Source organism: Mesorhizobium sp. M0208 (assembly GCF_040322015.1).
In the GTDB taxonomy this organism is placed as follows: Bacteria; Pseudomonadota; Alphaproteobacteria; order Rhizobiales; family Rhizobiaceae; genus Mesorhizobium.
Genome location: NZ_JAMYSP010000040.1, coordinates 1 through 13,678 on the forward strand (window position 1 = coordinate 1; position 13,678 = coordinate 13,678).

At 63.8% G+C, this 13,678-nt stretch carries 15 protein-coding genes; 2 read left to right on the top strand and 13 right to left on the bottom strand.

Annotation, left to right across the window (positions count from 1 at the left end):
* Nucleotides 1-217: 217 nt before the first annotated feature.
* The 7 genes from NKJ17_RS28040 to NKJ17_RS28070 all read right to left on the bottom strand — a co-directional run bounded on the left by NKJ17_RS28040 (nucleotide 218) and on the right by NKJ17_RS28070 (nucleotide 5,601).
* Nucleotides 218-859, bottom strand: a complete 642-nt coding sequence (locus tag NKJ17_RS28040) for a YceH family protein (RefSeq protein ID WP_352691051.1) — start codon at nucleotides 857-859, stop codon at nucleotides 218-220.
* Nucleotides 860-1,097: 238 nt separating this feature from the next.
* Nucleotides 1,098-1,877: a succinate dehydrogenase iron-sulfur subunit gene (locus NKJ17_RS28045; RefSeq protein ID WP_292663232.1), complete on the bottom strand. Its 780-nt coding sequence runs from the start codon at nucleotides 1,875-1,877 to the stop codon at nucleotides 1,098-1,100.
* On the bottom strand, nucleotides 1,877-2,317 hold the full coding sequence (locus tag NKJ17_RS28050) for a DUF3052 family protein (RefSeq protein WP_352691052.1): 441 nt from the start codon (nucleotides 2,315-2,317) through the stop codon (nucleotides 1,877-1,879). Before NKJ17_RS28050 ends, NKJ17_RS28045 begins: the two co-directional genes overlap by 1 nt.
* Before the next feature lies 1 nt (nucleotide 2,318).
* Complete coding sequence (sdhA, locus tag NKJ17_RS28055; protein ID WP_352691053.1) at nucleotides 2,319-4,157, bottom strand: succinate dehydrogenase flavoprotein subunit; 1,839 nt, start codon at nucleotides 4,155-4,157, stop codon at nucleotides 2,319-2,321.
* Between the two features lie 4 nt (nucleotides 4,158-4,161).
* Nucleotides 4,162-4,557, bottom strand: coding sequence for a succinate dehydrogenase, hydrophobic membrane anchor protein (sdhD, locus tag NKJ17_RS28060; RefSeq protein WP_292663226.1), 396 nt, complete (start codon nucleotides 4,555-4,557; stop codon nucleotides 4,162-4,164).
* A 1-nt stretch (nucleotide 4,558) separates the two neighbouring features.
* Nucleotides 4,559-4,978: a succinate dehydrogenase, cytochrome b556 subunit gene (gene sdhC, locus NKJ17_RS28065; RefSeq protein ID WP_292663224.1), complete on the bottom strand. Its 420-nt coding sequence runs from the start codon at nucleotides 4,976-4,978 to the stop codon at nucleotides 4,559-4,561.
* Nucleotides 4,979-5,220: 242 nt separating this feature from the next.
* A complete protein-coding gene (locus tag NKJ17_RS28070) occupies nucleotides 5,221-5,601 on the bottom strand; it encodes a hypothetical protein (protein ID WP_352508954.1) in 381 nt (126 codons plus the stop codon).
* 255 nt (nucleotides 5,602-5,856) lie between these two features.
* On the opposite strand from NKJ17_RS28070, the gene NKJ17_RS28075 reads away from it, so the two are divergent.
* Nucleotides 5,857-6,216: a hypothetical protein gene (locus NKJ17_RS28075; protein ID WP_352450158.1), complete on the top strand. Its 360-nt coding sequence runs from the start codon at nucleotides 5,857-5,859 to the stop codon at nucleotides 6,214-6,216.
* On the opposite strand, the gene NKJ17_RS28080 is transcribed toward NKJ17_RS28075, so the two are convergent.
* Both NKJ17_RS28080 and NKJ17_RS28085 read right to left on the bottom strand, forming a co-directional pair.
* Nucleotides 6,200-7,420, bottom strand: coding sequence for a GGDEF domain-containing protein (locus NKJ17_RS28080; RefSeq protein ID WP_352508955.1), 1,221 nt, complete (start codon nucleotides 7,418-7,420; stop codon nucleotides 6,200-6,202). The genes NKJ17_RS28075 and NKJ17_RS28080 overlap by 17 nt on opposite strands.
* A gap of 76 nt (nucleotides 7,421-7,496) precedes the next feature.
* Nucleotides 7,497-8,693, bottom strand: coding sequence for a GGDEF domain-containing protein (locus NKJ17_RS28085; protein WP_352508956.1), 1,197 nt, complete (start codon nucleotides 8,691-8,693; stop codon nucleotides 7,497-7,499).
* A 160-nt stretch (nucleotides 8,694-8,853) separates the two neighbouring features.
* Here NKJ17_RS28085 and NKJ17_RS28090 point away from each other — a divergent pair, with 160 nt between their 5' ends.
* A complete protein-coding gene (locus NKJ17_RS28090) occupies nucleotides 8,854-9,165 on the top strand; it encodes a hypothetical protein (protein ID WP_352691055.1) in 312 nt (103 codons plus the stop codon).
* Between the two features lie 60 nt (nucleotides 9,166-9,225).
* Here NKJ17_RS28090 and leuC read toward each other — a convergent pair whose 3' ends face one another.
* The 4 genes from leuC to NKJ17_RS28110 form a co-directional block, all read right to left on the bottom strand.
* Nucleotides 9,226-10,635 (bottom strand): 3-isopropylmalate dehydratase large subunit, encoded by a 1,410-nt coding sequence (gene leuC, locus NKJ17_RS28095; RefSeq protein WP_352508958.1) that lies wholly within the window; start codon nucleotides 10,633-10,635, stop codon nucleotides 9,226-9,228.
* 248 nt (nucleotides 10,636-10,883) lie between these two features.
* Nucleotides 10,884-11,519: a class I SAM-dependent DNA methyltransferase gene (locus NKJ17_RS28100; protein WP_352508959.1), complete on the bottom strand. Its 636-nt coding sequence runs from the start codon at nucleotides 11,517-11,519 to the stop codon at nucleotides 10,884-10,886.
* 52 nt (nucleotides 11,520-11,571) lie between these two features.
* Nucleotides 11,572-12,387, bottom strand: a complete 816-nt coding sequence (locus NKJ17_RS28105; RefSeq protein WP_352691056.1) for an amino acid ABC transporter permease — start codon at nucleotides 12,385-12,387, stop codon at nucleotides 11,572-11,574.
* Nucleotides 12,388-12,653: 266 nt separating this feature from the next.
* Nucleotides 12,654-13,451 (bottom strand): transporter substrate-binding domain-containing protein, encoded by a 798-nt coding sequence (locus tag NKJ17_RS28110; RefSeq protein ID WP_352691057.1) that lies wholly within the window; start codon nucleotides 13,449-13,451, stop codon nucleotides 12,654-12,656.
* Nucleotides 13,452-13,678: the final 227 nt, after the last annotated feature.

Genomic DNA, 13,678 nt, shown 5'->3' on the forward strand with positions numbered 1-13,678 from the left:
CCAACGATAGGATGGCAAACTGTTCGCGATGTCCTCGCACAGCTGTTCGCGATGTCCCCGGTCCAAACAGGGGGGAGATTGGCAGTTTTGGCGACGGCTCTCGTCCTTCAACCTTGGTGATTGGCGAAAGTGGAGATGACAGCGCAATCTCCCCCCTTGAGGGGGAGATGCCCGGCAGGGCAGAGGGGGGCGCGAAGGATCGCCGACGTTCGAGTGACTATGTAGTGCCTTCGCCGGTCAGCGCGTCGAGGCGGGCGCGCAATGCCGCGACCTCCTCCTCAAGGGCCCGCACGCGCATTTCCATATCCGACGCCGGCGAGGACGACTGCAGAGGCGCTGCGGCAGCCGACAGCTGCGGCGGCCCGCTGAGCAGATGGACATAGCGATCCTCGCGCTGGCCGGGACCACGGTCGATCTGCTGCACAAGCGGCGGCCTGCGGCCGATCAGCAGATCGAGATTGCCGCGAAGCTCGTCGATCGACGGCAGCCGCGCCATGCGCTCGCTTCGCGCCAGCAATTCATAGGCCGTCTGCGGGCCGCGCAGCAGCAACAGGCCGAGCAGCGCGATCTGCGCCGAGGTCAGGGAAAAGCGCTGCGCCACGATATGCTCGTAGCGCTCGACGCGCGACGCGAACACCTGCCTGACGAGGCCCTTCTGCTCCAGCTGGCCAAGCGCCCGCCTGACCTCGCCAAGTTCGACCGACATCACCGGCTCGCGCGCCGTCTTCTGGTTGGCCGCCGCATGTGCCGCGTTGAGCGTCAGCGGATAGACGTCCGGCGTCAGCTCCTTCTTCTCGATCAGGCAGCCGAGCACGCGGGCTTCGATGGGAGAGAGGATGGGAAGGTCGATATCGGTCATAAGTTTGCTATCCTTTCGAACTCGGCGGGACAGCGCCCCCCTCTGTCCTGCCGGACATCTCCCCGTCTAGTGGGGAGATTGGCTGTCATCACCGCTTCGCCACTTTTCGAGGCTGCAGAAAGGGCGCTGTCCTCCAAGCTGCTAATCTCCCCCCTTGAGGGGGAGATGTCCGGCAGGACAGAGGGGGCGCGAAGGATCGCTGCGGACGAGACGATCTCGGCTGCAACCCGCCCGCCGCCTAAACCCGTCGCTCCACCATCATCTTCTTGATCTCGGCGATCGCCTTGGCCGGGTTGAGCCCCTTGGGGCAAGTCTGGGCGCAGTTCATGATGGTGTGGCAGCGATAGAGCCGGAACGGGTCTTCGAGATTGTCGAGCCGCTCGCCCGTCGCCTCGTCCCTGGAATCGATCAGCCAGCGATAGGCCTGCAGCAGCGTCGCCGGGCCGAGATAGCGCTCGCCGTTCCACCAGTAGCTCGGGCAGGAGGTCGAGCAGCAGGCGCACAATATGCACTCGTAGAGCCCGTCGAGCTTTTCGCGATCCTCATGGCTCTGCAGCCATTCCTTGGCCGGCTCGGGCGACACCGTCTTCAGCCACGGCTCGATCGAGGCGTGCTGTGCGTAGAAATTGGTGAGGTCGGGCACCAGGTCCTTGACCACAGCCATGTGCGGCAGCGGATAGACCTTGATCGCGCCGGAAATGTCGTCGCAGCCCTTGGTGCAGGCCAGCGTGTTCGAACCGTCGATGTTCATGGCGCAGGAGCCGCAGATGCCTTCGCGGCAGGAGCGGCGCAGCGTCAGCGTCGGATCGATCTTGTTCTTGATCCAGAGCAGCGCGTCGAGCACCATCGGCCCGCAATCGTCCATGTCGACGAAATACGTATCCATGCGCGGGTTCTCGTCATCGTCCGGCGACCAGCGGTAGATGCGGTATTCGCGCAGATTGGTCGCGCCCTCCGGCTTCGGCCAGGTTTTTCCGGCCATGATCTTCGAGTTTTTCGGAAGCGTGAGTTCGACCATTACCTCAGGTCCTTTCGGATGACGAGCTTCAGCCCGGACCAGATCTCGTTCACGGCGGCGACCTTGACGTCGACGAGGTCGAGCTTCAGCGCCTCTGTGCGGATAACGTCCTCGGTGACGTCGGTCGGCACTTTCGATGCCTTTTTTGGCCAAGAGACCCAGACGATGCCGTCCCGCTTGATCGCCGCTTCGACGTCGCCGAGACGGTCCTCGATCTCGACACGCTGCCGGGTGAAAGCATGTACGGCATCGTATTTCTCATGAACGCCCGAAATCGCCGACCAGTTGGCCAGCCGGTCGAGCTCGGCAAAATCCACGGCTTCGGTCAAATCCTCGAGTTCGGCCGGCAAGGCGACGAAAGCGGCAATCATCCCGTCCTTCAGGCCGAGCTTGGCCGGAAGGGGCGTGCCGGAATATCCCGCAACCGCCAGCAGCCTCATCTCAATACACCCTGGCCTTTGGCGCGATCTTGGCCGGGTTGATGCCGCCGTCTGCTTCCCTAAGCAGCGTCTCGGTGTGCACCGGCCGGTAGGTGAGCGCCACCTCGCCGGCCTCGTTGAGCCGAGCCAGCGTATGCTTGCGCCAGTTGGCGTCGTCGCGGGCCGAAAAGTCCTCCCGCGCGTGCGCGCCGCGGCTTTCCTTGCGCGCCTCGGCGCCGTAGACGGTGGTGATGGCGTTGGCCATCAGGTTTTCCAGCTCCAGCGTCTCGACCAGGTCGGAGTTCCAGATCATCGAGCGGTCGAACACCTTGACGTCGCCGAGTTCACCCCAGATCTGCGAAATGCGCCTGCAGCCGCTTTCCAGCGATTCCTGGGTGCGGAACACCGCCGCGTCCTCCTGCATCGCCTTCTGCATCTTTTCGCGCAAAACCGCTGTCGGCGTCGAGCCGTTGGCGTGACGCAGCCGGTCGAAGCGGTCCATTATCTTTTCGACGGCGGTCTCGTTGGGCGAAGGGATCGCCGATGTGCGGTCGATCACCTGGCCGGCCCGGATTGCCGCCGCGCGGCCGAACACCACCAGGTCGATCAGCGAGTTCGAACCAAGCCGGTTGGCGCCGTGCACCGAGGCGCAGCCGGCTTCGCCGACCGCCATCAGCCCGGGCGACACCTGGTCCGGATTCGACGCCGTCGGGTTCAGCACCTCGCCCCAGTAATTGGTCGGCACGCCGCCCATATTGTAGTGGACCGTCGGCAGCACCGGGATCGGCTCCTTGGTCAGGTCGACGCCGGCAAAGATCTTTGCCGATTCCGAAATACCTGGAAGCCTCTCGTGCAGAACGGCCGGGTCGAGATGGTCGAGATGCAGGAAAATGTGATCCTTCTTCGGGCCGACGCCGCGGCCCTCGCGGATTTCCAGCGTCATGCAGCGCGAGACCACGTCGCGCGAAGCCAGATCCTTGGCTGACGGCGCGTAGCGTTCCATGAAGCGCTCGCCCTCGGAATTGACGAGATAGCCGCCCTCGCCGCGCGCGCCCTCGGTGATCAGGCAGCCGGCGCCGTATATGCCGGTCGGGTGGAACTGCACGAACTCCATATCCTGCAGCGGCAGGCCTGCGCGTGCGGCCATGCCGCCGCCATCGCCGGTGCAGGTATGCGCCGAGGTGGCCGAGAAATAGGCGCGGCCATAGCCGCCGGTCGCCAGCACCACCATTTTGGCCGAAAAACGGTGGATGGTGCCATCGTCGAGGTTCCAGGCGACGACACCGGTGCAGGTGCCGTCCGGCTCCATGATCAAGTCGAGCGCGAAATACTCGATGAAGAACTGCGCATTGTGCTTCAGCGACTGGCCGTAGAGCGTGTGCAGCATGGCGTGGCCGGTGCGGTCGGCGGCCGCACAGGTGCGCTGCACCGGCGGCCCCTCGCCGAAATTCATCATCATGCCGCCGAACGGCCGCTGGTAGATTTTCCCGTCCTCGGTGCGGCTGAAGGGAACGCCGTAGTGCTCGAGCTCGTAGACCGCCGCCGGCGCTTCGCGCACCATGTATTCTTGAGCGTCGGTGTCGCCCAGCCAATCTGAGCCTTTGACGGTGTCGAAGAGATGCCACTGCCAGTTGTCGGGCCCCATATTGGCGAGCGAGGCGGCGATGCCGCCCTGCGCCGCAACCGTATGCGAGCGCGTCGGGAACACTTTGGTGATGCAGGCGGTGCGCAGGCCCTGCTCGGCCATGCCGAGCGCGGCGCGCAGGCCGGCGCCGCCGGCGCCGACGACCACGACGTCGAATTTGTGATCGACATAGCTATAGGCGGAAGCCGTGTTGGCGTTCTTCGCGTCCTTGGCCAAAAAATCAGCCTCCAAATGCCAGTTTAAGCAGGGCGAAGACCGAAGCGACGCCGACGACTACGGGAAAGAATGTGTTGAGGGCGAGCAGCGCCAGCCTGGTGCCTTCGCCATGCACATAGTCTTCGATGATCGCCTGCATGCCGAGCCGCATGTGGTAGAGCACCGACAACAGCACCAGCGCCAGCACCAGTGCAACGAACGGATTGGCAAGTGCGGCGCGCACCTCGAGATAGCTGGCGCCGTTGAGTGCGATCAGGAAGCCGACGAAGAACAGGACCAGCGGGATGTTGGAGATCGCCGTCAGCCGCTGGCGCCAGAAATGGCCGGTGCCCTCGCGGGCGGAACCGAGGCCGCGGACCTTGGCCAGCGGCGTGCGCATGTCGGTGTTCTTGCCGTTCATGTCAGGCTCCCCGCGCCATGTAGCCGGCGATCCAGATCAGCAGCGTCAGCGTGACCGAGCCGGCAAGCGTCGCCCAGGCGATCCTCGATGCGGTATGCTTTTCCAGCCCTGCCCCAGTGTCCCAGATAAGATGGCGCACGCCGCCCAGCATGTGGTGCATCAGCGCCCAGCTGTAGCCGAACAGCACCAGCCGTCCCAGCCACGAGCCGAAGGCCCAGTTGACGGCATTGAAGGTCGCCTCCGAGCTCGCCGCCGCCATCAGCCACAGCGCGACCAGCAGCGTGCCGAAATAGAGCGCCCCGCCGGTGATGCGGTGGACGATCGACATCGTCATGGTGATCGGCGGCCGATAGACGGTCAGATGCGGCGAAAGCGGCCGTTCACGTCTGGCAAATTCGCGGGTGGCTGGTGATTTGCTCATGGCTCCCCCAGTTCGGCGTCTCTGGAGCCTCAGGTGGGAATGCGGCATTACCGCTTCCGGTTGCGACTTCGGACAGCCGGTTTCTAATGCTCTTTTTGCACCGCGTCAAAGCCGGAAAACCGTTTCGAAAACGTAATTTAGTCTGATGAAAGCGAGGCTTTCAGCTTCAATCGATTAGGGCTGTCGCCTTGCGCCGGCACAATGTCGCCGCACTGCAAAATATGGCTGGCGCAAGGGGCGGATCAGCGCTTGCAGGCCAGCGGTGATGCACCGCCCTTCATCACCAGCGCCTCACGCCCATCGATCACGATTGCGTCATGCGCCTCGCCGTAACGGCTGGTCTGATTGGCCGGTGATGCCGGCAGCTCGGCGCTGGCGCCGTTCTGGCCGAGGACGCGCACCGACGTGCCGAGATTCTCGATGGTCATCACGCTACCGTCGGCGCAGTTGTAAGTAGCTGTGCGCGGCTGCGGTGCCGTCGGTTCGCTAGCGGCGGGAGCAAGCGACACGGAAGCGGCGGCCGTGTTGCTGAGCTTGGGCGCGCTGGTCTGCGGCGCGCAGGCGGCTGCAGCCAGCAGCGGCGGAATGGCCAGCGTCATCCGAAACGTGCGGCGTAATCTCATTTGCTGCTTTCCCCACCGCGTATCGAGCCCGCCGCGATGCTCCGGCAAGCCACCGGATTTCATGCTTTTTGAGTCGCGCCCGATGCTGGGGATGGTGGGAACAAGGCGTGGCCGAATGATGGCCGGTGGGCGATCGGGTATTAACCATATTTTCCGAGACCTCGCCCCTGCTGCGGTTGCCCTCTTAACAAAGGTTAATAAAAGATTAATTTCTGATTCGAGGAGGCTTGCCTCTTAGCAATGGAGCAGCACGCCATGCATTCGAATTCAGCAGGATCGCGCCTTCCCTGGTTCCTATTGGCGGCGCTCGCCGTCGGCGTCGTCGCACCGGCATTCGCCGGGACGCGCCATCATGACCGCGTCTATGCCGATTCCTTCGGCAATCTCGTCATCGACAGCGCCGCCGGCTACAAGCGTATCCTCGTTGGCGAGGGCAAGCTGGCCAAGGAATTGTCCGACTACACCAGCGCCGGCCAGCCCGACGTGATCTACGAAAACGAATCGGACGATGTCCGCGGCGGCGACTGCTATAGGCCGCCGGTTTTCGTCAAGGGCCGCAGCTATATGTACGGCCTCTCCGACGGCGAAATGCCGGAGCTCAGCCCCTGCCGCTGACGGCCACGCCGCCCTTGGTTGACGGCGCCGGCAGGGCAACAGCCGGCCCCACCGAGACACGCACGCAATCGCGACCGCTGCCCTTCGCCTGATAGAGCGCTTTGTCGGCGCGCCGCAACAGGTCGGAAAAGCTTTCGCCCGGACCAAGCTCGGCAACGCCGAAGCTGGCGCTGCAGCGGTGATCCGCGGGCAGGCAGTCGATCGGCGTGGCACCGAAGGCGCTCCGCGTGCCCTCGGCAAAGAGCCGGGCGGCGGCTAGATTGGTCCCCGGCAGGAAAATCGCGAATTCCTCGCCGCCGATGCGGCCGGCGACATGATGGTCGGCCGCGGCATCGCGGAGAAAACCGGCAAAGGTCTCGATGACCCGATCGCCCGACGCGTGGCCGTAAGTATCGTTGATGCGCTTGAAATGGTCGAGATCGGCAATGACCAGTGCCGCTGGAACGGCGCGCCGCATGGCGTCACGCAGTGCGATCTCGGCATGGCGCTCGAAGCCGCCACGGTTGAGCAGCCGCGAAAGCGTGTCGGTTTCCGATTTCGACGTCGCCTCGGCGAGCACGTCGCGGACCAGGATAGCCAATGTCACCAGCGCAAGCGCCAGGCCGAACACGGTGCCGACCGACTGCGACACCAACGCATAGCTGGTCTGCGCATAAGATTGCGGGTTGGCGCCCCAGCCACCAAGCGCATGGGCGATGAAGGGTTTGCTGGCGAACTGCAAGGTGCTGGCCGCAAGGACAGCCATCAGCATATAGTCGAGCCGCTCGCGTCTTTGCCTGGACGACAAGACGATCGCCAGCCCGGTGAACTGCATGGCCGCATAGGGAAGCTGGTAGGCCGCCATTCGCACGAACGATTGGCGTGGCAGGTCCTGCACGAAGTAGACCGCGAGGGTGGCGAAGACCAGGAAGAGCAGCATCGGCGGCCAAGGCGGCGAAACGCGGTATTTATGGGCAAGCCCGCCATTGAAGGCGATGGTAGCAGCAAGGAAAGCGGCAAAGGCGGCGACAACTACGGGGCGCGCATTGTCGAAGGCAGGAATGCTGAACTCGATCGCGAAATAAGCCATGCCGAGCACATAGCCGAACGCCAGCCAGCGCGCCGACACCCGGCCGGCGTCATAGACCGCGATCGTCATGAAGGCCGCCGCCAGCAGCCCGGCAACGAACAGGTTGATCAGCAGGATGAAATTAGCGCTGCCCATGGCGTTTTGGCACTCCCCCCGAACAGCAGATCACCAACGGGCGAAAAAGACGTTAATTCGAAGCCGCCGCTGACGCTCAGCCAGCACTGGTCCGATTGGGAAGGACGACCGTTTCAGGCCGCTGATGGGACAGGCACACGCTGTCGCGGCCATTCCTTTTGGCTTTGTAGAGCGCTTCGTCGGCGCGGCGCATCAGCGGGTCCAGCCCTTCGTGGCTGGTGCGGGCGGCCACGCCGAAGCTCGCGGTCACTCTTGTCTCGGGCGGAAGCCCGTCGATTCGGCCCGCCGAATAGAGCGTGCGAATGGTTTCGGCATACAGTCTTGCCGCGCCAAGGTCGCTGAGCGGCAACAGCACGGCGAACTCTTCGCCGCCGACGCGGCCGGCAACGCCGCGCGCACCTGCAGCCGACAGAAGCTTGGCGGCGAAATCGACGATGACGCGATCGCCGGCCGCGTGGCCATGCTGATCGTTGAGTGCCTTGAAATGATCGAGATCGGCCAGCACCAGCGTAACCGGCAATCGCGCCGTGGCACAGTGCTGCAGCACCAGCGTGGCGCGCTCCTCGAAGCCGCGGCGGTTGAGCAGGCCCGACAGCGGGTCTGTCAGGGTTTCGGTCTTCAGGGCCTTCGTCACATCGAGCGCGGCGGCGCCAAACAGGCAAAGTGCAATAAGCAGCGACAGCAATGCATGCGACAGCAGCGCCGTCGTCCAATAGGAGGAGGTGTAAAGCCCTTCATAGCTGGTGAACGGCCCATGCGCGATGACGACGGCAAGGGTCCGCGCCAGGAAGTTCATGCCGGAAAGCAGCGACAGTACGAACAGGACCATTTCTGTCGGGCCGTTGTTGCGCACTGCGCGCAACTCGGCGGCAACAACCAGGCTGATGCCGCCGAAGCTGAAATTGATGGCAAGGATGCGCCAGGTGAGATCCGGCCGGGCAAAAAGAAACCACGAGAACGCGGCCAGTCCGCCGCAGGCCAGAATGCCGACCGCCGTGTAAGGCACGCGCCGCCCATAGCGCGCAATGACCGCGCCGGCGAGACAGCAAGTGGCAAAGGTGAAGCACAGGATCGAGATGAGCTTGGTGGGCGCCATACCGACAGGCAGCGTGAAATACTGGAGCAGGAAGCCTGCGGCCGAGGCCGAGTAGCCCGCCGCCAGCACGGCCAGATAGGGACGGTGACGCTGATAGAACCACAGCACGAGAAATGCAGTGCCGAGTGTGAGGGCGATGCCTGGATTGAGCAGCGCTATGAGCAGGCCGGTGTCCAAGCGCTGTAATTTCCCCTCGCTTCCCTCAGGAGACGTTAGAGCGGAAGCCCAAACAAGCGGTTAAGCGAAAGCGAATATACGACAGGTGCGTCGACGCAGCCGCTGGGCGGAACCGCGAACGGCGAGCGGCGTTTCACGACGGCAACCAGGAGACGCTCCGATGGCCGACACGATCATGCTGACCGATCACGATGCAATTCGCTCTTGGGCGGCGGCGCGCGCCGGCTTTCCGGCGATCGTCGACGTGTCGCCCGAAGCCGGAACGCAGCCCATGCTGAGGCTGGTCTTCGGCCAGCATGCCTATCAGGACCAGGATGAGCCCGAACGTCCGGTCAATGCCGGCGGCCATGAACTGGTCGAATGGGATGAATGGTTCAAACTCTTCGACGAGCGCCAACTGGCGCTGGTCGTTGCAAAGGACCAACCCGGCCGACGTGAGGGATTTCACGAATTCGTCAGGCGGCCCGGCTGAAGAATGCCCGAACCGCATTGCGGCTCGGGCACTCTCATATCCGACTGGGCGCGCCCTGCGCTATTTCCACTCGCGGATGTCGACGAAATGGCCGGCAATTGCCGCCGCCGCCGCCATTGCCGGCGACACCAGATGGGTGCGGCCCTTGAAGCCCTGGCGCCCTTCGAAATTGCGGTTCGAGGTCGAGGCGCAGCGCTCATGCGGCTTCAGCCGGTCGTCGTTCATGGCAAGGCACATCGAGCAGCCCGGCTCGCGCCAGTCGAAGCCGGCCGCGACAAAGATCTTGTCGAGGCCTTCGGCCTCGGCCTGTTCCTTGACCAGGCCGGAGCCCGGCACGATCATCGCGCTGACCCGCGGATTGACCTTCTTGCCTTCGATCACCTTGGCGGCGGCGCGCAGATCCTCGATGCGGCCATTGGTGCAGGAGCCGATGAAGACGCGGTCAAGTTCGATATCGGTGATCTTGGTGCCCGGTATCAGGCCCATATAGTCGAGTGCACGCTGCTTGGACGTGCGCTTGTTCTCATCAGTGATGTCGTCTGGGTTCGGCACGATGCCTTGAACCGAGACAACGTCTTCGGGCGAGGAGCCCCAGGAGACGATCGGCGGCAGCTTTGCCGCGTCGAGCACGACGACCTTGTCGAAATGCGCGCCTTCGTCGGACTGCAGCGTCTTCCAATAGGCGAGCGCGGCATCCCAGGCTTCGCCCTTGGGGGCGCGCGGCTTGTCCTTGACATAGGCGAAGGTGGTCTCGTCCGGCGCGATCAGGCCGGCGCGCGCGCCGGCTTCGATCGACATGTTGCAGATCGTCATCCGACCTTCCATCGACAGCGCACGGATTGCCTCGCCGGCATATTCGATGACATAGCCGGTGCCCCCGGCTGTGCCGATCTCGCCGATGATGGCGAGGATGATGTCCTTGGCGGTGACGCCTTCCGGCAGTGCGCCGTCGACGCGCACCAGCATGTTCTTGGCCTTGCGCTGGATCAGCGTCTGCGTCGCCAGCACATGCTCGACTTCCGAGGTGCCGATGCCGTGCGCCAGCGCCCCGAACGCGCCATGCGTCGAGGTGTGGCTGTCGCCGCAGACGATGGTCATGCCGGGCAGCGTGAAGCCCTGCTCGGGACCGATGATGTGGACGATGCCCTGGCGGATATCCTTCTCGGAATAATATTCGATACCGAAATCCTTGGCGTTTTTGGCCAGCGCCTCGACCTGGATGCGGCTTTCCTCGTTCTTGATGCCGAACTTTCGCTCGGGCGAAGTCGACACGTTGTGGTCGACGACAGCCAGCGTCTTTTCCGGATGCCGAACCTTGCGGCCGGTAATGCGCAGGCCTTCGAAAGCCTGCGGGCTGGTGACTTCGTGGACGAGGTGGCGGTCGATATAGAGCAGGCAGGTGCCGTCGTCCTGGCGGTCGACGACATGGTCGTCGAAAATCTTGTCGTAGAGGGTGCGCGGTGCGCTCATGTGCGTAAATCCGTCGATTTAAAAAGGGAAAGGGACGCCGGTCGGCCGGCGAAACAGCCTGGCGAGTCCGCCCTAGCGAAGTCGGCTGGTCAGCGCCCCGCAGACGCGCGCGGAAAATCGCGACGGCAGGCGTTTCCTGTCCTGCAGCACGAAACCTTTATAGGCCGGATCGCCAAAAAGCTCTTCCATGGCGCTGCTCATATCAATGTTTTGGCTTTTCAGCAATCGCGTCTGCCTTCGCAGGCGCTTCACAGCACCTCGAACACGAAGGTTTTCACCAGCGCGTCGGGCTCGGCGATCGCGTAGCAGCGGAACCATGGGCTCTCCTCGACCGGCCGCCATTTTTTCGCCTGCTCCAGTTCGCCAAACACGGCCTTGAACCCGCTGCTTTCAAACACCTGGTCACGGACCGTAAAGATGGCGTGGCCGCCCTTCCGGGTGATGCGCACCAGCTCATGCAGGCCCGACGCCGGCGCGTGGCTGATGGTGAACACGCCGGTCGAGAAAAAGGCCCGGAAATAGCCGTCCGGCCAGGGCAATGGCCCGCCGAGTATCGCCTGTTTCAGCTCGCTGTAGGCCTGCCGGCCGCCGGCGATTTTCAGCATGTCCTGCGACAGGTCGAGGCCGGCAACGTCGTGGTAGCCTAGCGCCTTGAGCGACGGCCCCGACAGGCCGGTGCCGCAGCCGGCGTCGAGCAGCGGTCCTTCGCCCGGCGGCACGTAGCGCGCCACCCAGGCGGTGATCAGGAACGGCAGGAGATAGCCGAGCGCCGCGGTTTCGCCGTCATAGGTCGCGGCCCATTGCGCATAGGCCTTGGCGAGCGCCTCAGGCGTGTCGGCCGTGTAGACCGCTTCAAGCGCCGCATTGGCCTTGTCGATGATCATGGGTCCTCCCCGGTCGCGTCCGCTCGATGGTAGCGCCGTTTTCGCCTGCCTTCTATTCCCCATGCTGGTGGCGCAGCCGCTTCTCCAGCGCCCGCATGGCCAGCGACAGGCCGACGGTCAGGATGAGATAGATATAGGCGACGATCGAATAGGTTTCGAAGAAGCGGAACGAGCCGGCGGCGTAGATCTTGCCCATCTGGGTGATGTCGGCGACGCCGAGCACCGAGACCAGCGAGGAATCCTTGACCATGGCGACGAAATCATTGCCGAGCGGCGGCAGGATGGTGCGGATCGCCTGCGGAAAGACGACCAGCCGGAAGCGCTGCGTGCGCGTCAGCCCGAGCGCCTTCGCCGCCTCGATCTGGCCCTTCTCGACCGCCTGGATGCCGGCGCGGAACACCTCCGAGATGAAGGCGGAATAGCCGATGGTCAGCGCCATGACGGCGCGCCATAAAAGCGAGACGTCGCGTACCAGCAGCTCACCGAAGAGGCCGGCGCTTTGCAGCGGCGCCGTCAGCGCGTTCCACGCTGCGACGAAGGCCGGCGCGCCGGCAAAGGCGATCCAGAACAACAGCACCAGCATCGGTACGCCGCGGATGATCTCGACGTAGAAGCGGGCGATCTGGCTGAGCCAGCGTGAGCCCGACAGGCCCATCAGAGCGACGCCGAGCCCGATCGCGCAAGCCAGCGCGAAGGCGACCACGGTGACGAAGATGGTGACGCCGATGCCCTTGGCGACGGTTGCGAAGACCTGGGCATAGAGGTCGCTGGCAACGATGAAGACGGCGGCGGCCAAGGCGATCGCCAGGGCCACGGCAAGCCACCACGGGAAGTCGGATTTGGCCGAGGCGAGAGGCGGCGACGGCATCAAGCGGTACCGGTGACAGAGTCACGAAGGCAGCGTTCTGTCACACCCCCCTCTGGCCTGCCGGCCATCTCCCTCTCAAGGGGGGAGATCGGCAGCTTTGACCTCGCCGTCCGTTCTGCAACACTGAAAATTAGCGAAAACCGATGCGAAATCCGATCTCCCCCCTTGCGGGGGAGATGGCCGGTAGGCCAGAGGGGGGTGTACGAGCGCAGAGTCAGCGCGAGTTCCCGCGCACAATCGTCATGAAATGCGCGCAACAAGCGGGCCTACTGCCCCATCTTGTAGTCGAGGAACCACTTCTTGTTGAGCGCGTCGAGCGTGCCGTCGGCCTTGAGCGCGGCGATCGCCGCGTTGACCGGCTTCACCAGGTCGGAGCCCTTGGGGAAGATGAAGCCGAAATCCTCGGTGCCGAGCGGCCCGCCGATCAGCTTCAGCCCGCCATTGGACGCATCGACATAGCCCTTGCCGGCAGTGCCGTCGGTGAGCACGACATCGACGTCGCCGGCCTTCAGCGCCTGCACCGTCGCGCCGAATGTCTCGAACAGCTTTATGCGCGGGTTCTGCTCATTGCCGTCGAGCACGCTGTAGACGGCGGTGTAGAACGGCGTGGTGCCGGCCTGCGCACCGATCAGCCCGTCCTTGAAGGCAGCGAACGTCTTGGCATCGGTGAAGCGTTTCTCGTCGCCGCGCACCAGCATGAACTGTTCCGAGCGCATATAGGGATCGGAGAAATCGACCTTCTGCTTGCGGTCGTCCTTGATGGTGATGCCGGTCATGCCGATGTTGTATTGGTTGTCGGAAACCGCCTGGATCATCGCGTCCCACGAGGTGTTCTGGTACTCGACCTTGAAGTTCAGCCGTTTGGCGATCTCGTTCATCGCGTCATATTCCCAACCGATCTGCTTACCGGTCTTGGCATCGATAAACTGCAGCGGCGGATAGGCGTTTTCGGTCACCACCACCACTTTCCTGCCGCCAAGATCGGGCAGCGCCTGCGCCAGGCCCGCGATGGGCAAGAGAAGGCAAGCCAGCAGGCCGGCCAGCAGCAGTTTCGATTTGGTCATGACACGCTCCCCAAGAACTGAACCGCCTCGATCGACCGAGGCATGCAGGAAATCCGGCGCCGACTTTAGCTTTCCGCAGGCGCCTTGCAAGCCGCTCCGATGCGCCGCTCGGCACGAAAATGAGTTTCCGATGCTTTCAATGGCGGCATTACGGAACGATCCGTATCGATTGCGGACCGGCAAAATCGAATCCACCTCGCACAACAAAAAGGCGGCCGAAGCCGCCT